The organism is Roseateles aquae (assembly GCF_032337115.1).
In the GTDB taxonomy this organism is placed as follows: domain Bacteria; phylum Pseudomonadota; class Gammaproteobacteria; order Burkholderiales; family Burkholderiaceae_C; genus Roseateles_C; species Roseateles_C aquae.
Genome location: NZ_JAVXZY010000002.1, coordinates 486526 through 505619, shown reverse-complemented (window position 1 = coordinate 505619; position 19094 = coordinate 486526). Strand labels below are relative to the sequence as shown.

The following is a 19094-nucleotide window of genomic DNA, read 5'->3' as shown; positions in this document are numbered from 1 at the left end:
AATGACGATGACAAGACTTCAACAACTCCAGCGCCGCGAATTCCTGCGCCGGGCCTCGGCGGTTTCGGTGGCCGGCGTGGCCAGCCCCTGGGCGCTGAACCTGGCCGCCATCGGCGAGGCCGCGGCGGCGACGCAGCCGGGCGACTACAAGGCGCTGGTCTGCGTCTTTCTGTACGGCGGCAATGACTACGGCAATACCGTCGTGCCCTATGACAGCGCCAGCTACCAGGCCTATGCCACGATTCGCCAGAGCCTGGCGACGCCGCGCGAACAGCTGGCCGCCACGGCCCTGACGCCCAGCGTGCCGCTGCCCGGCGGGCGGCAGCTGGCGCTGGCGCCGCAACTGACCAAGCTCAAACCCATTTTTGATGCCGGCAAGCTGGGCGTGCTGCTCAATGTCGGCACGCTGGTGCAGCCGACCACCTTGGCACAGTACAAGGCGCAAAGCGTGCCGCTGCCGCCCAAGCTGTTCTCGCACAACGATCAGCAAAGCGTCTGGCAGGCCTCCAACCCGGAAGGGGCCACCAGCGGCTGGGGCGGGCGCATCGGCGATCAGTTCCTGGCCAGCAATGGCAATGCGACCTTCAGCTGCGTCAATGTGAGCGGCAACGCGGTCTTCATGTCGGGCCAGCAGGCGGTGCAGTACCAGATGTCGACCAACGGCGCGGTGGCCATCAATGGCATCAGCCGTCCGCTGTTCGGCTCGCAAGCCTGTGCCGATGCCTTGCGCGGCCTGATCACTGCGCCGCGTACGCACTGGATGGAGCAGGAGCTCAATCGCGTGCTCAGCCGCTCCATCGGTGCGCAGAGTGCGGTCGCCTCGGCCCTGAGCAGTCTGCCGGCGCTGAAAACCAGTTTCGACACGGCCAACAGCTTGGCCATGCAGTTGCAGATGGTGGCGCGGATGATTGCCGCACGGCAGGCGCTGGGAGCCGCGCGCCAGGTCTTCTTTGTTTCATTGGGCGGCTTCGACCTGCACGATTTCCTGCTGGCGCAGCATCCCGGCCTGCTGAGCAGTATGGGCGATGCGCTGAGCAGCTTCTACAACGCGACAGTCGAGCTGGGCGTGGCCAACCAGGTGACCGCCTTCACCGCCTCGGACTTCGGGCGCACGCTGAGCTCCAACGGCGATGGTTCCGACCACGGCTGGGGCAGTCATCACTTTGTGCTCGGTGGTGCGGTCCAGGGCGGGCGCTTCTGGGGACAGCTGCCCGTGGTGGCCGTCAACGGGCCGGACGATGTGGGGCAGGGGCGTTTGCTGCCGAGCACCGCAGTTGATCAGCTTGGCGCCACGCTGGCCCGCTGGATGGGGGTGAGCGCCAGCGAGCTGCCCCGGGTGATGCCGCAGATCGGCAATTACAGCCTGAAGGATCTGGGCTTGTTTGCCTGAGCACCGGGCTATGGCAAGACCTGACCCCCGGCAGGGCGCTTGCGGAAAGGAAAAAAGGGCCGACGTTATCGGCCCTTTGCTGCGGTGCACCGAGCGCTCGGTGCGCCGGTCCTGCTTACTGCTGGCGGCGGCGGCGCACCAGCGCCAGGGCGCCCAGGCCCATGGCCATCAGCGCATAGGTCTCGGGTTCCGGGACACCGGCGACGGTGAAGCTGATGTTGTCGACGCCGACCCAGTCGTTGTACTCGCCGGCGGTGATGGCGACATAGCCGATTGGGGTGGCGCTGTCATAAGTCAGCGTCAGTTGGCCGGTCGAGCTGGCCACGGCGTAGCCGAGGAAACTGGCGTTGACGTCATAGACCTGGATCGAGGTGCTGTCCGGCAGCGCCACGCCGGCGAAGTCGACGCTGAAGTGCTTGATCGGGGCCGAGAAGGCCAGGTAGAAGCTCGGATCACCGTCTTCACCCAGCCAGCCATCGTAGGAGTGCAAGATGTTGCCACTGGCCAGCGAGGGGCTGCCGAGGCCGCCATGGTTGCCATTGCCGATCGTGACGATGGTCATGTCGGTGTTGGTGGCCCAGGCACCGTTGGGGCTGTCATTGCCTTCGAAGGCGGGGGCAAGGAATGTCACGCCCCAGTCGGCGTACTGGTTGTCCAGCCAATCACCCTCGGCGACGCGGCCTTCGTCGAAGGTGATGGTGTAGCTGCCGGCAGCGGTCGGCAGACGGCCAACATTGCTGGTTTGGGCATGGCCGACGGCTGCGCGCAGATCGGTCACGCCGGTCTTTGCTGCAAAGGCCTGTGGCGCGGCGAGCAGGGCGCTCAGACCAACGACCGTGAACAGCTTGGATGTCACAGACTTCATAAATCCTCCGGTTTTGCGGCCATAGGCCGCGAACAAAGCCCATCAGGGTTTGGCAACGCCAGTTTCTTGCATGTGTGAACTAGTTCACAGTTCGCACACGCGACGGTAATGGACGTCTGTGCCTCTGGGCACCCCGCGTTCGCGGGCCGGGTGATTACGCAAGGGGAAACGCAGGGTTGACATGGCCCGTGCCCTCGCAGTCCAGTGCTGAGCAAGCTGGCGTGCGCTGGGCGCATGCATTCGCTTAGCATCGTCGAGCTCTTGCTCATCTCTCGGCCGTTCGGACAAAGCGAGCGGTCTGCTATTCCAATGCGTTTGTTCACTGTCCCCTTGTTGGTGGCTGTGCTGTGTGGCTGTGTCGCGCCGCAGCCCTTGCCCTTGGTGGCGCCTGCCGCTTCAGCGCGGGAGACTGGACCGCCCGTGGAACCCGAGGCGGCGAGCGGCTGGCAGGCCAAGCCGGGTTGGCGCTATCAGCGTCAGGCCGTGGCTGCGGCCCATCCGCTGGCGTCCGAGGCAGGTTTGCAGATGCTGCGCGAAGGCGGCACGGCGGTCGACGCCGCGCTGGCGGCGCAGCTGGTGCTGGCGCTGGTTGAGCCGCAGTCCAGCGGCCTGGGTGCCGGTGCGCTGCTGATGAGCTGGGACGGCCAGCAGATCACTGCCTGGGATGGCCGCGAAACGGCGCCGGCCGCTGCCGACGAATCCCTGTTTGTGAAACCCAACGGTCAGAGCATGAGCTATGGCGAGGCCGTGGTGGGCGGTCGCTCGGTGGGAACGCCCGGTCTGCTGCGGCTGATGGAGGCAGCGCACCGCGCTAAGGGCAAGCTGGCCTGGGCGCGACTGTTCGAGCCGGCGATACGTTTGGCCGAGCAGGGATTTCCGATCGGCAAGCGGCTGGCCACTCTGTTGCGCGATGAGACGGCCCTGGCGGCAGACGCGCAGGCAAGAGCCTATTTCTTTGATTCAGCGGGCAAGCCCTGGCCCGAGGGTCATGTCTTGCGCAACCCGGCCCTGGCAGCCGTGCTGCGCCGCCTGGCCAAGGAGGGGGCCGATGCTTTCTATCGCGGCCCGGTGGCCGCCGACATCGTGCGGCGCGTGCGCGGCCACGAACGCAATCCCGGCCTGCTCAGCGAGGCCGATCTGGCCGCCTACCAGGTCAAGCGCCGGGAGGCGATCTGCACTGATTGGCGCGAGGCACCGGCCTGGCGCGTCTGTGGGTTTCCGCCGCCGTCGTCCGGCCATCTGGCGCTGATGCAAATCCTGACCCTGCTGCCGGCCAGTGAAGCGGCCACAGGGTTGGCTCAAGGCCTGCAGGCGCCCGGCTGGTTGCATCGCTACAGCGAGGCGGCCAAGCTCGCCTATGCCGACCGCGACTTGTACATCGCTGATCCCGACTTTGTGCCGGCGCCCGGCGGTCGCTGGGACAGCCTGCTGGCGCCGGCCTATCTGCGCCAACGTGCCGCCCTGATCGGTCCGCGCAGCATGGGCATTGCCGAGGCCGGGCGGCCCGGTGACTTGAGCCTGGCCTGGGCGCCGCAGGCGGCGCAGCAGGAGCATGGCACCAGCCATATCAGCGTTGTCGATGCGGCAGGCCGGGCGGTCGCGATGACGACGACGATAGAGGCCGGCTTCGGCTCGCGGCTGATGAGCGATGGCGGCAGCGGCCGGGCCGGCGGCTTTCTGCTCAACAATGAGTTGACCGACTTTGCGCTGCGGCCGCGTGATGACCAGGGGCGCCCGGTGGCCAACCGGGTCGAGCCCGGCAAACGGCCGCGCTCCAGCATGAGCCCGACGCTGGTGTTCGATGGCCGCGATGGCCGGCTCTTGATGACGCTGGGTTCACCCGGCGGGCAGACCATCATTCATTTCGTTGCCAAGACCCTGCTGGCCAGCCACGACTGGGGCCTGGACGTGCAGCGCGCCATCGAGCTGCCCAATGTCGGCAACTTCAATGGGCCGACGGTGCTGGAGCGCGGCCGGTTCCCGGCAACAACGGCCGCGGCGCTGCGCGAGCGCGGCCACATCGTGCTGGAACGCGAATTCACCAGCGGGCTGCAGGCCATCGAGCGGCGAGACGGCGGCTGGTTGGGCGGCGCCGACCCGCGACGCGAAGGGGTGGTGCTGGGCGATTGAAGCGGGCGACTCCAGGGCTCGATCAACGCCAGCTCGCGCCCAGCTGCTGCAGCTGGCGCAGCCAAGGGGGCTGGCGGCCGGTCAACTGGGCGGTGATGGCAGCCTTCAGCGGCGGCAGGTGCTGGGCCGCCTGCAGCACACCACGGCGCAGCAGCCGGGCCGGTGGGCTTTCGTCGGTGAACAGGCGCACGACGGTGTTGGTGCCCTGGTAGATCGCCCAGGTGGCCTGGCGGTGGATGCGCTCAAAGCGGGCCAGCAGCGCGGCATTGCCGCAATCGTCGCCAGGCTGGGTTTGCAGCAATTCCGCCAGCGTCTGCACGCCATAGAGCCCGAAGTTGTAGCCATGGGCGGTGACGGGGTGCATGCCCACGGCCGCGTCGCCTATCAGCGCAAAGCGTTGGGCAACGAAGCGATGCGCGTAGGTGGCCACCAGCGGGTAGTGGTGGCGCGGCCCGCACAGCGCCAGCCGGCCGAGGCGATCCTGGCTGTGCTGCTGCACCCAGGCGGTAAAGCGGTCACCGTCCCAGCCCAGCATGGCCTGAGCGTGGTCGCTGGGCAGGGTCAGCACCAGCGAGCTCAGGTGTGGCAGGCCGGTCTGCGCCGCCGTCTCGGCCTCGTCATTCAGCGGCAGCCAGGCCATGGTGTGGCCATGGTGGAAGCATTCCAGCGCGGCACCATCATGGCTCAGCTGATGAGCCATGCGGCAGACGATCACGCTGCGGCCGAAGTCGCGCATCTCGGCGCCGATGCCGGCGGCGCGGCGGCTGCTGGAGAAGCGGCTGTCGGCGGCAATCAGCAGCTGGGCCTGCAAGACCTCGCCGCCGGCCAGGCGGACGCTGGCCTGCTGCGCACCCAGCTCGATGGCCTGAACGCGGGACTCGCCGCGCAGGGTGATGTGCTCGGCGCGGCGCAGCGCGCCTTGGTAGGCAATGCGGCGCAGCCAGTGATTGGGCACCAGGCTGCCAAGGCGATCCTGGCTGCCTTCGGCGGCAAAGCTGAGAAAACCGGTGTCGCTGCCATTGAAGACGCGGGCGGCGCGCAGCGGCGAAATCTGCGCCGGGGGCAGGTCTTGCCAGGCGCCCAGGCGCTGCAGCTGGGCCATGCCGCGGTGGGTCAGCGCAATCTCGCGGCCATCTTCGGCGGGCTCGGCAATGCTGGCCAGCGGGGCCTGTTCGAGCACCGTGCAGGCGATGCCGATATCGGCCAGCGCGCAGGCCATGCTGAGGCCGGCCGGGCCGGCGCCGATGATGAGGACGGGGGAGGTGGAAGCCATCGCGCCAGCCTAGCGCTTGCTGCTCCCTGCGGCTTTGATGCCGGTCAGTGCGATGGCTTGCGGCGCCGCGCAGTGACAAAAAAGCCCCGCATCGGCGGGGCTTGTCGGCTGCGGATCGCGCTTCAGCGCTTGCGCACGGCCAGCAGGGCCAGCACGGTCAGGCCGGCGAAGAGCAGGCCGCTCCAGACCTCGTAGGGCAGGCCGATCAGGCGGTACTTGTCGGCATCGGCACAGGAGCCGGTGATCATGAAGACCTTGGGCAGCAGGGTTTCCAGATCGAGGGCGGTAACGATGCGGTCAGCCAGCGTCATATCACAGGAGACCAGCTTCGAGGCCACCGTCCACTGGTAGTAGGCCGCCGCAAAGCCGCTCAGGCCCAGTGCGGCGCTGAGCGCCAGAAAGACGCTGCGCAGACTGGTATTGCGCTTCAGCAGCCAGCCGAGCCCGGCCACCACGCCGAGCAGCAGAAACACGCCGCGTTGCAGCACACACCAGGCGCAGGGCCGCACACCGAAGGCGTGTTGAGCCACCAAGGCGGCGGTCAGGGCGGCGAAGCTGGCCAGGCAGGTGATGGCAAGCGTCTGGGCCGGCAGTTTGGAGGGCTGCAGAAACATCAGTCGGCGTCCACTTCCACGACCAGGTCCATCTCGACGCAGGCGCCCAGCGGAATCTGCGCCACGCCAAAGGCGCTGCGCGCATGGGCGCCGCGATCGCCGAAGACCTCGGCCAGCAACTCGGAGGCGCCGTTGGTGACCAGGTGCTGCTCGGTAAAGTCCGGCGTGCTGTTGACCAGGCTCATCAGCTTGACGATGCGGCGCACCTTGTTCAGATCGCCGACGGCCGCATGCAGCGTGCCCATCAGATCGATGGCGATGGCGCGAGCCGCGGCCTTGCCGGTGGCGGTGTCGGTGTCGCGGCCGAGTTGGCCGACCCAGGGCTTGCCGTCCTTCTTGGCGATATGGCCAGAGAGATACAGCTGGTTGCCAGTGCGCACAAAGGGCACATAGGCGGCAACCGGCACGGCGAGCGGCGGCAGGCTGATGCCCAGGGTTTGCAGGCGGTCGTAGACGTTGCTGGCGTTGCTGGCGTTGTCGGTGGTGCTCATGGGGCTACTCAGGGAGAGAGAAAAGTGCAAAAGTTGGCGCGCATGGTACACCGCGCCCCGCGCTGAGCCGCGGGGCCAAGAAGCTGCCGAGGGAGGCAAGCGCGTGAACACCGCATCGGCCTGGGCCGGCTTGGCGCTGATCTGGCTGGCCGCCTTGGCCGGCCTGCATCAGTGTGCCCAGTTGCCGCTGCCGGCCTGGGCCTTGGGCGCCACTCTGCTGGGCGCGCTGGGCGTGCTGCTGACGCGCTGGCGTTTGCCGCGCCTGGTGTGGCCAGCGATGGCGCTGCTGACGGCCGGCCTGGCCCTGGCCTGGGGCGGCTGGCGCGCTCAGCTGCGGCTGGATCAGGCGCTGAGCCCGGCCTGGGAGGGGCGGGACCTGATCGTCGAAGGGCGTATCGACAGCCTGCCGTCGGCCAGCAGCGGCATGGCGGCCCAGGCTGGCTGGCGCTTTGCCTTTGCCGTCGAGGGCGCCCGCGATGCCCAGGGGCAGGGAGCTCCGATCGCCTTGCCTGAACGCCTGTTGCTGGTCGGCTATGGCGACGCCAGCCGCCCCTTGCCCGACTGGCGCGCCTGCGAGCGCTGGCGGCTGCGGGTGCGCCTGCGCCAGCCGCATGGTCTGGTCAATCCGCATGGTTTTGACTACGAGTTGTGGCTGTTCGAGCAAGGCTTTCGCGCCACCGGCGTGATCCGCGACGCCGGGCAGCGCCTGGCCCCATCGCCCTGGCTGTGCCTGGACCATTGGCGCGAGGGTCTGCGCGAGACGATACAGAGAAGCGTCAGCGACCCGCGCCAGGCGGCGTTGATCGCGGCGCTCAGCCTCGGTGAACAGGCGGCGATCTCGCGGGAGGATTGGGCCTTGTTCCGCGACACCGGCATTGCCCACCTGGTGTCGATCTCGGGCATGCACGTGACGATGTTTGCCTGGCTGCTCGGCGGCCTGGCCGGGCGGCTGTGGCGGCGCAGCACGGTGGCCTGCCTGTGGCTGCCGGCACCGCTGGCTGCGCAGTGGCTGGGCGCGGCGGCGGCGGCGCTCTACGCGGCCTTCTCGGGCTGGGGCGTGCCCTCGCAGCGCACCGTCTGGATGCTATTGACGCTGGCCCTGCTGCGCCACATTGGCGTGCGTTGGCCCTGGCCGCTGTGCCTGTTGGCCAGCGCGGTGCTGGTGACGGCCATCGACCCTTGGGCGCTGAGCCAGCCGGGTTTCTGGCTGTCCTTTGTGGCTGTGGCCTTGTTGATGGCCCAGGGCGAGCCCGCACCGGCAGGCTGGCGGGCCGCCTTGAAAAGCGCCTGGCAGGCTCAATGGGTGGCCACGCTGGGCCTGGCGCCGCTGAGCCTGCTGTTCTTTCAGCAGCTGTCCATCGTCGGCTTGCTGGCCAATCTGCTGGCCATCCCCTTGGTTAGCTTTGTGATCACGCCGCTGGCCCTGCTCGGTGCCCTGGTGCCCTTGCTCTGGGTGGCGGCCGGCTGGGCGATTGCGCTCCTGATGGCCTGGCTGCAATGGCTGGCCAGCTGGCCGCTGGCGGTGTGGGTCGTGCCGGTGGCGCCGCTATGGGCGCAAGTGAGCGGCTTGCTGGCGGCCGTCCTGCTGGTGCTGCCTCTGCCAGGGCGCCTTCGGGCCTTGAGCCTGCCAATGCTCTTGCCGCTGCTTTGGCCGCCGCTGCAGCGACCACCACCGGGCGAGTTTGAACTGCTGGCCGCTGATATCGGCCAGGGCAGCGCCGTGCTGCTGCGCACTGCCACGCACAGCCTGATGTACGACAGCGGCCCGCAGTGGTCGCCCACGGCCGATGCTGGCCAGCGTGTGCTGTTGCCGCTGCTGCATGCGCTGGGCGAACGGCGGCTGGATCTGCTGATGCTTTCGCACCGCGATCTCGACCACGTGGGCGGGGCCGCGTCGCTGCTGCGCGGCCTGCCGGTGGCGGCGCTGTCCAGCTCGCTGGAAGCAGGGCATGTCTTGCTGCGCCAGCTGCCGGCGGCTTCGTCTGCGACCCGCTGCCTGGCGGGGCAGCACTGGGTCTGGGATGGCGTGCTGTTTGAACTGCTGCAGCCGCAGGCCTCCCAGTATGAGCAGGGCTTGAAGCCCAACGCGCTGTCCTGCGTGCTGCGCGTGCAAGCGGTCAGCGGGCACAGCGCCTTGCTGACCGGCGACCTCGAGGTGGCGCAGGAACAGGCCTTGCTGCAGCGCGATCCCGCACGCTTGCGCAGCGAGCTGCTGTTGGTGCCGCATCACGGCAGCCAAACGTCCTCCAGCCAGGCCTTCATTGCTGCGGTGGCGCCGCGCTGGGGCCTGGTGCAGGCTGGCTACCGCAACCGCTTCGGCCACCCGGCGCTCAGCGTGCAGGCAGGCTACCAGGCGGCCGGCGTGCCGCTGCTGCTGAGTGCCGATTGCGGCGCCTGGCGCTGGCAAAGCTGGGGACTTGAACCGCAGTGCCAGCGAGAGCTGGACAGGCGCTATTGGCAGCCAGTGCCGAGCACTCGAGCTCAGACGGGCGCGGAGCGGCCAGCCGACCTGGGGCCAGAGCTTGTACCTACACCCTGATGCACAGAGGCTGGATGACTTGCCCATTGGCAATGCGTGTGAACCCTAGATAGGGCTTCGCTTGAGTTCCGGTCTGGCTGGGCGCATGCTGGCCGGGCGCGTTGTTGAAGCTGGCGAAGGAAGTAGTTCGATGCAGTCTGTAATGGCAAAAGATCTCGATGGACGCGCCCAAGCGGCACAGCTGCAACTGCAGTCGCAATGGCAGAGCGTTCTGGCGCAAACGCCGCTTGACGAGCAGGCGCTGCTGAAAGCGATGGTGCAGAGTCAGGCGGCACTGTTGGCCGACCAGTTCTATGCCGCGATGCTTGATGACGAGGAGGCACGGGCCTTTCTGAGCCACCAGGATGTCGAACATCGGCTGCACGCTTCGATGCAGCGCTGGTTGATCGAGCTGTTGGGCCTGTGGGACCTTTCGCGACTTGATGAATGCCTGGCGCGGCAACGCCATATCGGACTGGTCCATGCGCGCATTCGGGTGCGGGTCGATCTGGTGATGCGCGGGGCGCGGCGTATCAAATCGGGACTGCTGCCCTTGCTGCTGCAGGCAGGCGCCGATCCGGCGCTGGCGGCGCGTGCCGCGCTGACCGCCCATCAGCTGATCGATCTGGCCGTCGAGTTGATGAGCGCGCAGTATGGCAGCGCCAACGACGCTGCCGTGCGTACCGACGAGGCCTATCGCAGCCATGCGGCCACGATGAATATGTCGCTGGAGCGGGAGCGTCAGCGCAATGCGCTGATCGACTGGGAGAATCGCTTTCTGCAGGCCATGATGACCGCGCGACTGGACGCTGAACTGGTCCGCATCGGCCAATGCTCATATGGCCTCTGGGTTCGCCACAAGGCCAGCGCCCTGTTCAGCCAGAGCAGTGAGCTGGGCAATATTCTTCAATTGCTGGACCGTGTCGATCAGGTCATGTTGCCCCTGTGTGTGGCTGAACTGCGGCATGGCGCCCTGGAGACGCTGCGCCACCGGGTCGCCGAGGTGCTGTCTGAGCTCGAGCAACTGCGCTACCTCACCGATGCCCTGTTCGACCAATTCGTCCATCTGGAAGGTGGCCGCGATGCGCTGACCCAGTTGCTGAACCGGCGCTTCCTGGCACCGATTCTGTCCCGCGAGGTTGACCTGTGTCGCAACACCGGCAAGCAGTTCTCTGTCATCCTGCTCGACGTCGACCACTTCAAGCGGGTCAACGATCAGCACGGGCATGAAGCCGGCGATCGTCTTTTGCAACAGCTGGCCAATGTGCTGGTTGACAGCATCCGCAGCGGCGACTTCCTGTTTCGCTATGGCGGCGAGGAGTTCCTGGTTGTCGGCGTGGAACTCAATGCAGCACAGGCGCTGCAGGTGGCGGAGAAGATTCGCCTGGCCGTCCAGGCCGAGCCGGTGGCGCTGGGCCAGCAGCAGCAGCTGACGATGACCGTCAGCCTGGGCGTGGCAACCCACGATGGTCATCCCGACTACCAGCGCCTGATCGAACGCGCGGATCAGGCGCTCTACCGCGCCAAGGCCGCCGGCCGGAACTGCTGCGTCAGCGCCGAGGGCTGAGCCTGTCGCTGGCGCGGCGTTGGCGAACGGTCTCGCCTCAGCCGGCCATCGTCGGATAGTCGGTATAGCCCTCGGGGCCCGGCGTGTAGAAGGTGGCCGGATTCGGCGCATTCAATGGCGCCTTGGCGCGGATGCGGGCCGGCAGATCGGGGTTGGCCAGGAAGGCGCTGCCGAAGGCGACCGCGTCGAGCTGACCGGCGGCGATGGCGGCCTCGGCCTCGTCGGCGCTGTAGCCCATATTGCCGATCAGCACGCCCTTGTAGTGGGCGCGCACCGGCGTCACCACGTCGCCGTGCTGCTTGCCGAAGAAGTCGGCGCGCATCAGGTGCAGATAGGCCAGATTGAAGCGGTTCAGCTGCTCGGCCAGCCAGCTGACCAGGCCGACGGGATCGCTGTCGCGCATATCGTTGTAGCTGTTCAGTGGCGAGAGGCGCAGGCCGACGCGCTCGCTGCCCCAGACCTCGCTGACGGCCGTCAGCACCTCGAACAGCAGCCGTGCGCGGTTCTCGCGGCTGCCGCCATAGGCGTCCGTGCGTTGGTTGCTGCCATCGCGCAGGAACTGGTCGAGCAGATAGCCGTTGGCGCCGTGCACCTCGACGCCGTCGAAGCCGGCGGCGCGCGCGTTCTGGGCGGCGGTGCGGAAGCTCTCGACGATGCCGGGGATCTCTTCATCGGTCAGTGCATGCGGCACGACGTAGGGCTGCTTGCCGGCCGGCGTGTGGACTTCCTCGTTGGCGATGGCAATCGCGCTGGGCGCCACCGGTTGCTGGCCGCCATTGAGCAGCGGGTGGCAGGCGCGGCCCCCATGCCAGAGTTGCAGCACGATGCGGCCGCCGGCAGCATGCACCGCGTCGGTGACCAGCTTCCAGCCCTGCACCTGGGCCTCCGAGTGGATGCCGGGCTCCTTCCAGAAGGCCGAGTTGCCGGCCGCGATCATCGTCGCCTCGGCGATCAGCAGGCCGCCGCTGGCGCGCTGCGCGTAGTACTCCGCCATCATCGCATTGGGCAGATGTTCCTCACCGGCGCGCGCGCGGGTCAGCGGCGCCATCAGGATGCGGTTGGGCGCGCGGATGGCGCCAAGCTGGAGTTCGGAGAAGAGGGTAGGCATGGTGGACTGCGTGTGAGAGATCGAGGCCGAGAAGATAGTCGCTGCGGCGAAGGCCTGCCTGGGCAAGGCCTTGTCGATTCATGCTATGCGGCTCGAATCGAGCAGGCGCCTGACTTCACGCACCAGCTGCAGCGAGGCCTCGATTTCCTCGCGGCGAATCGCCACGCTCTCGACATTGCAGCCCAGCGGAATGCCCTTGGCCTGCGCATAGTCGAGCAGCTCGGCAAAGATGGCGGTGCAGGCCTTGAGCGATTGCTGCAGGATGTCGCCCGAGCGGGCCAGATCGTTTTCCAGCCAGCGCGGGATGCTGATGCCCAGCCACTTCATGAAGTCCAGCGTCTTCACCGAGCCACAGGGCGTCAGCGTCAGGACCAGCGGCACCATGGGCTGCTCGGCGGCCTCGCAGGCATAGAAGTAGTCGGACAGCAGGTTCTTGGTTGCCTCGACGTGGTAGACGCACTGGCTGATGAAAAAGCTGCAGCCCTGCGCCACCTTGGCGGCCATGCGCAGGTGTTCGTCCTGGCTGGCCAGATGGCGCTCGGGGATGGCCACGCCGCCGAGCTGCAGGGCGGGCTGGCGGCTGCGGCGCAGCGCATAGGCGTCCTTCAGGCTCAGCTGCACCGCCTGCTGGCGCGAGGCGGCACCCACAAATACCGCCGGGCCGGCGCCCAGCCGCTGCAGATCGGCCTCGAAGGCTGGCGGCGTGTATTTGCCGACGGCGCGATAGACGATCTTGGGCAGCGCCAGCGGGGCCAGGTCTTGCGTGGCATAGCGCAAGGGGTCCAGCGTGGCCATGAAGGGGAAGGGACGGACCTGCTCGGTGCGCTCGGCCTCGTCCTGGATGTCGTAGAGCACCAGGCCGTCGAGCCGGGCGTCGGCGATCGAGTTCAGCCGCTGCATCTGCAGTGCGGCGATCTCGGTGATCTTGTCCTCGCTGTGGCCGGCCTTGGGCGGCGTGATGCCGTAGAGCAGGATGCCGCCCTGGCGCTGGCTGATCTTGTCGGCAAGACTCATGGTGGCGGCTCCTTACTGTGCGCGGCGCAGCGTTGCCAGGCTGCGGCCCAGTTCGATCACGCCCATCGCGTAATAGGCGCTCCAGTTGTAGCGGGTCAGCGTGTAGAAATTCTGCGTGCCGGCCAGATAGCTGGGCGCGGCCGAACCGTTCTGCAGCTCGACCACGGCGAGCAGGCCGGCATGTTCTTGACCAGCCTCGGACAACTGCGCGCCTCGCTCGGCGAGCTGCGCGGCGCTGAAGCTGGGCGTGATGTCCGGGGCCAGCAGCGCCGCGCGGGCCGTCGTGTCGACCGGCAGCTGGACGCTGTAGTGCGTCGGCATGCCGCGCTGCCAGCCATGCTGAGCGAGAAAGTTGGCGACCGAGCCGATGGCGTCGGCGGGACTGGCGATCAGGTCGATGCGGCCATCAGCATCGAAATCAACGGCATGGCGATTCCAGCTGCCCGGCATGAACTGGCCGTAGCCGATGGCGCCGGCGTAAGAGCCTTTCACGGCGAGCGGATCCAGGCCTTCGCGTTTGGTCAGGCGCAGGAACTCGATCAGCTCGCTGCGGAAGAACTCGCTGCGGTCCTTGCGGCCGGGCGGGAAGTCAAAGCTCAGTGTGGCCAGCGCATCCAGCACCCGAAAGCCGCCCATGATCTGGCCGTAAAAGGTCTCGACGCCGATGATGCCGGCGATGATCTCGGCCGGCACGCCGAACTGTTCCTCGGCCCGCGTCAGCGCTGCCTCATGGGCCTGCCAGAAGGCCAGACCGGCCTGCAGCCGGCGGGGCTCGACAAAGCGGGCGCGGTAGGCGCTCCAATCCTTGGCCGTACCCACCGGCGGCGGCATGATCAGCTTCTGGACCGCCGGGACTTTTCTGGCCTGGGCCAGCAACTGGGCGAGCGCGTCGGGACTGAGTCCCAGACCTTCGGCCTGCACTTCGGCAAAGGCGACGACATCGGCACGCTGCCCGTAGGCCGCTGCGGCGGCCTGGGCGCTCGGCCGGGCCTTGGCCCGGTGCTTGGCTTGGTGCTTCGGCCCGCTGGGCGGTGCGGCTTCAGTAGCGGGTGGAGTCAACAGCGTGGCGAAGACCAGCGCCAGCGGCGCAGCGCGGCGCCAGAGAGCATCAGACATCGGAAATCAGCAGTTTGCGAGGCTTGCAGCATAGCGGTTGAGCGTGGCTCCAACCGCGTCGAACCAAACGGAAGCAGGCTGTGGACACTAGCAGTCCTCATTGCCAGCGGTCGAAGACTCCGGAATGCTGCGAGCTCGACCTGTCTCGCTGGCGCCGAGTACAGCATCTTGAGTCGTGCCGATGGGCGGCGCACCTGTCCGGCTAACACTCATGCTCTCGTTGGGTTTGCCGCGAAGCCAAAGGGAATTCCATGCAATGCGCGGTGTTCCTGCACGTGCACAATCGCGCCCTTGCCCGTGCTGTGACGCCACTTGCGATCGGAGTTTTGCTGCTTCGATGGGCCGCGTGCCAGGGGGTGCTAACGCATGCGCTGGATTTACCAAGGTTCGGTTCGAATGTTCTCGCGCTTGTTCTTGCTCCTGTCGCTGCTTGCTGCTCCCGCTTTTGGAGCGGACTTCGATCTGGCGTTCTATTACGGCTATTGGGGAGAGGTTCCGCAAGGCGTACCGCGCGTCGAGTTCTACATGCCGAACTACTATCTGATCAGTGAAGGCAAGACCCCGCCCGATGCTGGAACGAAATTTGAAGCTGACTCAGTTCCGTTGGTTTCGTCAGCGGAGGTGCAGGGCTTTTCAATCCTGCCCGTGACTCGCATGCCACAAGGTTGGGCGGTCGTTAGCGTGGAGATAGCGGAGGCCGCGCGAGAGCGTATTGGCAAGGAGTACGTCGAGTGGGCCAAAGACGCTGATCCTAGGCGAAACATCCTTCTCGTCAACCGGGGGCGAGTGCTTGGCGTATTGGAGATCGGCCAGATTTGGATGTCCGGTCGATCACTGCTGATGAGCATCGGTAGTCGTAGTGAAGCGGCGAAAATTGAACAAGCCATCCAGAAAGGGCGGCCGCGGCCATCGTAGGGAGTGGCGCTGGCGTTGAGAAAGCGGCGCGCGAATGGAGACGGGGCCGTGCTAGGTCTCCGGGAGGGCGGCGGCGCGCCGCTCTCGTGACTCGTGCCACCGCAGCGAATCAGCGAACGCTATTCATGGCCGGCGTTGCCACGTTGATAGGTGCCCAGGGTGACGACGTGCCGCAACTTTTCCTCGCGGCTCACACCGCTGTCGTCACCAACGGTGAAGCGCCGTTGCATAGACAGGGTCCGTGCCATGTCATCGGTGTTGTCGACATGGTCCGGGAACCAGGCATCGGCTTGCGGGCTTACGCGCCGGCAAAGCGCGTTGTGCAGGTCTGGCTGTGTCGCGATGTGCGTCATCGCTCAGGCGAGCACGAACGATGCAATGGCCCGCGTCAATGTCGGCCAGCGTTCTGATGTCCAAGTATTGGGCGTCGCTGCGCTGCGGCATACATCGGCGCGCGCAGTTTGAACGGTTCGTTGTTGCCTCGCCGGCCTGACCGTCCGGCGTGCTCGGCACAAGAGTGCTCAGCCCATCGCCATCGACCGCGCCTGGCACAGCGTTGCGAGCGTGTCCGGAGAGACCTCGATCTCGACACGAGGGACGCCCGCGCCGGTCAGCACCGTCGCGTGCTTGAACAGGCTCTCGTCGATAAACACAGGGATGCCCGCCACGCCAATAGGAGTGACAGAGGTCGGGGGGTAGCCGACCAGATCGCGCAAGTCATCCAGCGAGGCCATCTCAAGCCGCCCTGCGTTCAGCTTGTCCGCGAGGCTTGCCAGGTCAACGCGCTTGTCCATACTGCAGACCAGCAGGTAGTGCGTCGCACTGGTGCGTCCTTTCAGAAACAAGGTCTTGGTAATGCGGGAGAGCTCGTAGCCCAGCGCAGCAGCGAAGTCGGCCGGGGTACGAATTGGGCGATCAAAGTCATCGTGGCAGTGCACCTGGTACGAAGCCTTCTGTTCGTCCAGGGCTTGGAGGACTCGCGGTGCGGCAGGGCGTTGGTCTGGTGCAGCAATCTTCATGTCGAACCGCTGGGCGGCCTCCTCGAATTGGTTCCGAAAGCGCTCCGGGACGGCGGTGCCGTAGATATTTGCATACGCACGGAACAGTTGCGCATTGTTGTTCAGGAACAGTATGTCCGTGGGCACCATGTGGCGGATCACCAGCATGGGAATGGGGCTGTGGAGTGGGCGGAACTCTGGATTCCAGAGTCCTCGTTTGTCCGGCGGTCCGGCGTGAAACTCGCCGACCATCAGGCCGTTAGGGACGAAGTGCTGCTGCAGCTCGGCTTGCGCGCGCTCGATCAAGGCCTCGACATCATTTGCGTCGATGCGCGGAAACAGCACCATCAGGGATTTGAACTGGGCTTCGTTGCCTGAGACGGGCTCTAGCGCGATGAAGCGCGCCATCTCACGCAAGAGAATGGCCTTCACGCTATTCAGATCCAGGTCTGCATCCTCGTAAATGGTCGCGAAGATCAAACGTTTGGCCAGTGAGGCGGGCACAAAAGGGCAGACCGGGCCGTTGCGGCCGAGCTCCTGATGCGGAGCGCACAGGTAGTCCCTGGCCCAATCGGCGATCAAGCGGGCCGCAGGGTGTCCAAGGTCGGCATTGACATCCAGGGCCAGCAGCGGGGGAAGAACCGGGTGTGCTGGCGCACAGCTTGGGGTATCAGTCATGGTGCGACTCTTCAAGGTTGAGGCTGAAGGGTTCATCAGGTCGCCGCACCACGACTGCTGCGCGGCAGTAGCCCGTCGCAAAACGCCGCGCCGTCGGGCTACATGCCCCTTTCAAAGGGGGATTCGGTCAAGTCAGCACATGCGAGTGCGTCTGCCGCATGGAGGCTGGTTCCAGGTGGGCTGCTCGGGCCCAGACAGGGGCAGCCCGGCGCGCGCTCAGCGGGTCGCTGTGACGTGCTGGCGCACACTGAGCGGGCGCATATCCACCCAGACACGCTCGATGTGCGAGAGGCAGTCGGCGCGCGGGCCTTGGAAGCCCTCCGCTCGCCAGCCCAAGGGAATGTCGCGCCCATAGGGCCAGATCGAGTACTGCAACTCCTCGTTCAGGACCACGAGGAAGTGATCGTCAGCTGCTGCTTGCATGGTTCGGCTCCTTGGCCATCCGGCCTACGTGGTTCGAGATCCGGTCGGCGGACCGGGATTGGCATCCCTCGGTTTCAGGCCAGGCTGAGTGCCGCCACGCCCGCCGTCGGGGATGCGCTGCCCTGGCGCACGAGGCTGACCAGTTGCTTCAGGTCCTCAGCCTCGAACAGGCTGATGAGCGGCAGATGGGCGCCCAGTTGCTCATTGACGGCAGCACAAAAGCGCATCGCGCTGATGGAGTCGCCACCGAGATCGAGAAAGTTGTCGCCCAGTGTGGCCAGTGGCTGTTCCAGCAACTGCCGAACAAGTTGCAATACAGCGTGTTCAAGTTCGTCAGTTCCGGCGTCGGCCACGGGCGTCCTCTGCGTCCCGCGCTCCTGTTCATGCAGCCACGCCTCGGCCAGCGCATGTCGATCGACTTTTCCATTGATCGTGAGCGGCAAGGCGTCCAGAAAGCTGACTCCCCTGGGCACCATGTACTCCGGCAATCTGGCGCGCAGCTGTTCAAGCAGGGCCGGCGCCGCTACACCCGCGTCACTCTGATTCGCGACGACGTAGGCATGCAAGACCGCCATGTCGCCAGCACGCTTTGCGTAGATGACGCAGGCATCAGATAAGGCGCCGCTCGCGCGAAGCTGTGTTTCGATTTCACCGAGTTCAACGCGAAATCCGCGAATCTTGACCTGGGTGTCTACGCGGACGAGGAACTCGAGCCAACGCTTCCTGCTTTGTCGAACCAGATCGCCCGAGCGGTACATCCGTGATCCGTCGGCCGCGAACGGATCAGGGAGGAAGCGTTCGGCGGTGAGCGCGGGCCTGCCGAGATAGCCCTGTGCCAGACCGGTCCCGGCAATAAAGAGTTCACCTTCCTCACCGACGCCCACGGCCTTGCCTTCGGCATCGAGCACATAGGCAGCTGTGCCGGGCACCGGCGAACCGACGGGGATGGGCTGTGGCTCTGTCGATGGGGCCGTGATCACATGACAATGCGAGAACGTCGTGATTTCGGTGGGACCATAGCCGTTCACCAGCGTTCGGCCGCCCGACGCCAGGTAGTCGTTCGCGACATGCGGCGACATCACATCACCGCCGGCCATCAGCACACGCAGGCTGCGCATGCGCGCCAGGGCGGGACCGCCCAGGGCATTGAACAGCCCGGTGGTCAGCAACATGATCGTCACGCCATGGCGATTGACCAGGGCCTCCATTTCCTCGCCCGTGATGCGCGGGGGGGCGACGACGAGGCAGGCACCGCTGAGCAGAGCACCCCAGATCTCGAACGTCGAGCCGTCGAAAGCGATGGACATGCCGTGGTAGACCACGTCGTCCGGCATGAAGTCGCAATAGTTGGCGCCCTGGATCAGGTCGAGCACGCCGCGATGCGTGATGCACACGCCCTTGGGTTCGTTGGTCGAGCCCGAGGTGTAGATCACATGCGCCAGCTCCAGCGGGTGCAGATTCAGCGGCGGTAGAGGCTCGCAGCGCTGTGCCGTGCCTGCGTCCACCCGAAGCACCTCACCGACAAACCATGAAGGGGCGCTTGCTGCCTGCGCGATCATCAGGACCTGGATCTGCGCTGCCTTTGCCTGCTCGGCGAGGCGTACACCCGGCGCTGCAGGATCGAAGGGCGCATAGGTCGCGCCTAGCTTGAGGATGGCAAGGATCGCGACCACTGCCTCGGCAGACCGCTGCATGTGCAGTCCGACAAAATGGCCGCGTCCGACGCCTCGCTTCACCAGCGCTTGAGCGGCCACATCGGAGAGTCGGTCCAGCTCGCGATAGCTCAGATGTCGCTGACCGTCGATCAGCGCTGTGCGATCTGGCTGGGCCTGGACGACGTGGGCGAAGGCTTGAGCCAGGTGGCGCGCCGGCGGGAAGAGCGGGGCGTTGTTGCGCATCACACTGAGGCCTGCGGCGGCCGCAGTTGACGAGGCTGCTTGCTGTCGAACTAGCATGAATGCTCCTCGGGAGTGGCCTTGCTGTCAGGAACCGGG

16 protein-coding genes are annotated in these 19094 nt (G+C 66.5%); 5 read left to right on the top strand and 11 right to left on the bottom strand.

The features are described from left to right. The first annotated feature begins 7 nt into the window (after positions 1 to 7). Positions 8 to 1390: a DUF1501 domain-containing protein gene (locus tag RQP53_RS07485; RefSeq protein ID WP_315649597.1), complete on the top strand. Its 1383-nt coding sequence runs from the start codon at positions 8 to 10 to the stop codon at positions 1388 to 1390. A gap of 115 nt (positions 1391 to 1505) precedes the next feature. Here RQP53_RS07485 and RQP53_RS07480 read toward each other — a convergent pair whose 3' ends face one another. Next, entirely contained in the window at positions 1506 to 2255 is a 750-nt protein-coding gene (locus tag RQP53_RS07480) for a PEP-CTERM sorting domain-containing protein (protein WP_315649596.1), read from the bottom strand. Positions 2256 to 2564: 309 nt separating this feature from the next. Between RQP53_RS07480 and RQP53_RS07475 the strand changes: the two genes are divergently transcribed. After that, positions 2565 to 4385 (top strand): gamma-glutamyltransferase family protein, encoded by a 1821-nt coding sequence (locus tag RQP53_RS07475; protein WP_434064065.1) that lies wholly within the window; start codon positions 2565 to 2567, stop codon positions 4383 to 4385. Between the two features lie 22 nt (positions 4386 to 4407). On the opposite strand, the gene ubiM is transcribed toward RQP53_RS07475, so the two are convergent. From ubiM to RQP53_RS07460, 3 genes are all read right to left on the bottom strand, one after another. Further along, the gene (ubiM, locus tag RQP53_RS07470) at positions 4408 to 5658 is read right to left on the bottom strand and encodes a 5-demethoxyubiquinol-8 5-hydroxylase UbiM (protein WP_315649594.1); all 1251 of its coding nucleotides are present in this window, start codon (positions 5656 to 5658) and stop codon (positions 4408 to 4410) included. A gap of 122 nt (positions 5659 to 5780) precedes the next feature. Then, the gene (locus RQP53_RS07465; RefSeq protein WP_315649593.1) at positions 5781 to 6272 is read right to left on the bottom strand and encodes a disulfide bond formation protein B; all 492 of its coding nucleotides are present in this window, start codon (positions 6270 to 6272) and stop codon (positions 5781 to 5783) included. Next, positions 6272 to 6763 carry a RidA family protein gene (locus tag RQP53_RS07460; RefSeq protein ID WP_315649592.1) on the bottom strand — a complete coding sequence of 164 codons (492 nt, stop codon included), beginning with the start codon at positions 6761 to 6763 and terminating at the stop codon, positions 6272 to 6274. The genes RQP53_RS07465 and RQP53_RS07460 overlap by 1 nt, the downstream gene beginning before the upstream one ends. 103 nt (positions 6764 to 6866) lie before the next feature. Here RQP53_RS07460 and RQP53_RS07455 point away from each other — a divergent pair, with 103 nt between their 5' ends. Together RQP53_RS07455 and RQP53_RS07450 are read left to right on the top strand one after the other, a co-directional pair. Further along, positions 6867 to 9302, top strand: a complete 2436-nt coding sequence (locus RQP53_RS07455; protein ID WP_315649591.1) for a DNA internalization-related competence protein ComEC/Rec2 — start codon at positions 6867 to 6869, stop codon at positions 9300 to 9302. A gap of 142 nt (positions 9303 to 9444) precedes the next feature. Next, on the top strand, positions 9445 to 10848 hold the full coding sequence (locus RQP53_RS07450; RefSeq protein WP_315649590.1) for a GGDEF domain-containing protein: 1404 nt from the start codon (positions 9445 to 9447) through the stop codon (positions 10846 to 10848). Between the two features lie 37 nt (positions 10849 to 10885). Here the strand turns inward: RQP53_RS07450 and RQP53_RS07445 are convergent, their stop codons facing one another. The 3 genes from RQP53_RS07445 to mltB all read right to left on the bottom strand — a co-directional run bounded on the left by RQP53_RS07445 (position 10886) and on the right by mltB (position 14086). Then, complete coding sequence (locus tag RQP53_RS07445; protein ID WP_315649589.1) at positions 10886 to 11956, bottom strand: alkene reductase; 1071 nt, start codon at positions 11954 to 11956, stop codon at positions 10886 to 10888. A gap of 78 nt (positions 11957 to 12034) precedes the next feature. Further along, positions 12035 to 12970, bottom strand: coding sequence for a methylenetetrahydrofolate reductase (locus RQP53_RS07440; protein WP_315649588.1), 936 nt, complete (start codon positions 12968 to 12970; stop codon positions 12035 to 12037). Between the two features lie 12 nt (positions 12971 to 12982). After that, positions 12983 to 14086 (bottom strand): lytic murein transglycosylase B, encoded by a 1104-nt coding sequence (mltB, locus tag RQP53_RS07435; RefSeq protein WP_315649587.1) that lies wholly within the window; start codon positions 14084 to 14086, stop codon positions 12983 to 12985. Positions 14087 to 14452: 366 nt separating this feature from the next. Between mltB and RQP53_RS07430 the strand changes: the two genes are divergently transcribed. Then, complete coding sequence (locus RQP53_RS07430) at positions 14453 to 15001, top strand: hypothetical protein (protein WP_315649586.1); 549 nt, start codon at positions 14453 to 14455, stop codon at positions 14999 to 15001. A gap of 119 nt (positions 15002 to 15120) precedes the next feature. Here RQP53_RS07430 and RQP53_RS07425 read toward each other — a convergent pair whose 3' ends face one another. From RQP53_RS07425 to RQP53_RS07410, 4 genes are all read right to left on the bottom strand, one after another. Next, entirely contained in the window at positions 15121 to 15354 is a 234-nt protein-coding gene (locus RQP53_RS07425) for a hypothetical protein (protein ID WP_315649585.1), read from the bottom strand. Between the two features lie 168 nt (positions 15355 to 15522). Beyond that, on the bottom strand, positions 15523 to 16677 hold the full coding sequence (locus RQP53_RS07420; RefSeq protein ID WP_315649584.1) for an aminoacyl-tRNA deacylase: 1155 nt from the start codon (positions 16675 to 16677) through the stop codon (positions 15523 to 15525). A 216-nt stretch (positions 16678 to 16893) separates the two neighbouring features. After that, on the bottom strand, positions 16894 to 17100 hold the full coding sequence (locus RQP53_RS07415; RefSeq protein ID WP_315649583.1) for an MbtH family protein: 207 nt from the start codon (positions 17098 to 17100) through the stop codon (positions 16894 to 16896). A 74-nt stretch (positions 17101 to 17174) separates the two neighbouring features. After that, positions 17175 to 19055: a non-ribosomal peptide synthetase gene (locus RQP53_RS07410; RefSeq protein WP_315649582.1), complete on the bottom strand. Its 1881-nt coding sequence runs from the start codon at positions 19053 to 19055 to the stop codon at positions 17175 to 17177. Positions 19056 to 19094: the final 39 nt, after the last annotated feature.

Coding starts and splice junctions, on each gene's coding strand:
- RQP53_RS07425 (WP_315649585.1), bottom strand. CDS start 15,354: ATGACGCACATCGCGACACAGCCAGACCTGCACAACGCGCTTTGCCGG.
- RQP53_RS07480 (WP_315649596.1), bottom strand. CDS start 2,255: ATGAAGTCTGTGACATCCAAGCTGTTCACGGTCGTTGGTCTGAGCGCC.
- RQP53_RS07440 (WP_315649588.1), bottom strand. CDS start 12,970: ATGAGTCTTGCCGACAAGATCAGCCAGCGCCAGGGCGGCATCCTGCTC.
- ubiM (WP_315649594.1), bottom strand. CDS start 5,658: ATGGCTTCCACCTCCCCCGTCCTCATCATCGGCGCCGGCCCGGCCGGC.
- RQP53_RS07445 (WP_315649589.1), bottom strand. CDS start 11,956: ATGCCTACCCTCTTCTCCGAACTCCAGCTTGGCGCCATCCGCGCGCCC.
- RQP53_RS07410 (WP_315649582.1), bottom strand. CDS start 19,055: ATGCTAGTTCGACAGCAAGCAGCCTCGTCAACTGCGGCCGCCGCAGGC.
- RQP53_RS07460 (WP_315649592.1), bottom strand. CDS start 6,763: ATGAGCACCACCGACAACGCCAGCAACGCCAGCAACGTCTACGACCGC.
- RQP53_RS07420 (WP_315649584.1), bottom strand. CDS start 16,677: ATGACTGATACCCCAAGCTGTGCGCCAGCACACCCGGTTCTTCCCCCG.
- RQP53_RS07450 (WP_315649590.1), top strand. CDS start 9,445: ATGGCAAAAGATCTCGATGGACGCGCCCAAGCGGCACAGCTGCAACTG.
- mltB (WP_315649587.1), bottom strand. CDS start 14,086: ATGTCTGATGCTCTCTGGCGCCGCGCTGCGCCGCTGGCGCTGGTCTTC.
- RQP53_RS07485 (WP_315649597.1), top strand. CDS start 8: ATGACAAGACTTCAACAACTCCAGCGCCGCGAATTCCTGCGCCGGGCC.
- RQP53_RS07465 (WP_315649593.1), bottom strand. CDS start 6,272: ATGTTTCTGCAGCCCTCCAAACTGCCGGCCCAGACGCTTGCCATCACC.
- RQP53_RS07430 (WP_315649586.1), top strand. CDS start 14,453: ATGCGCTGGATTTACCAAGGTTCGGTTCGAATGTTCTCGCGCTTGTTC.
- RQP53_RS07475 (WP_434064065.1), top strand. CDS start 2,565: ATGCGTTTGTTCACTGTCCCCTTGTTGGTGGCTGTGCTGTGTGGCTGT.
- RQP53_RS07415 (WP_315649583.1), bottom strand. CDS start 17,100: ATGCAAGCAGCAGCTGACGATCACTTCCTCGTGGTCCTGAACGAGGAG.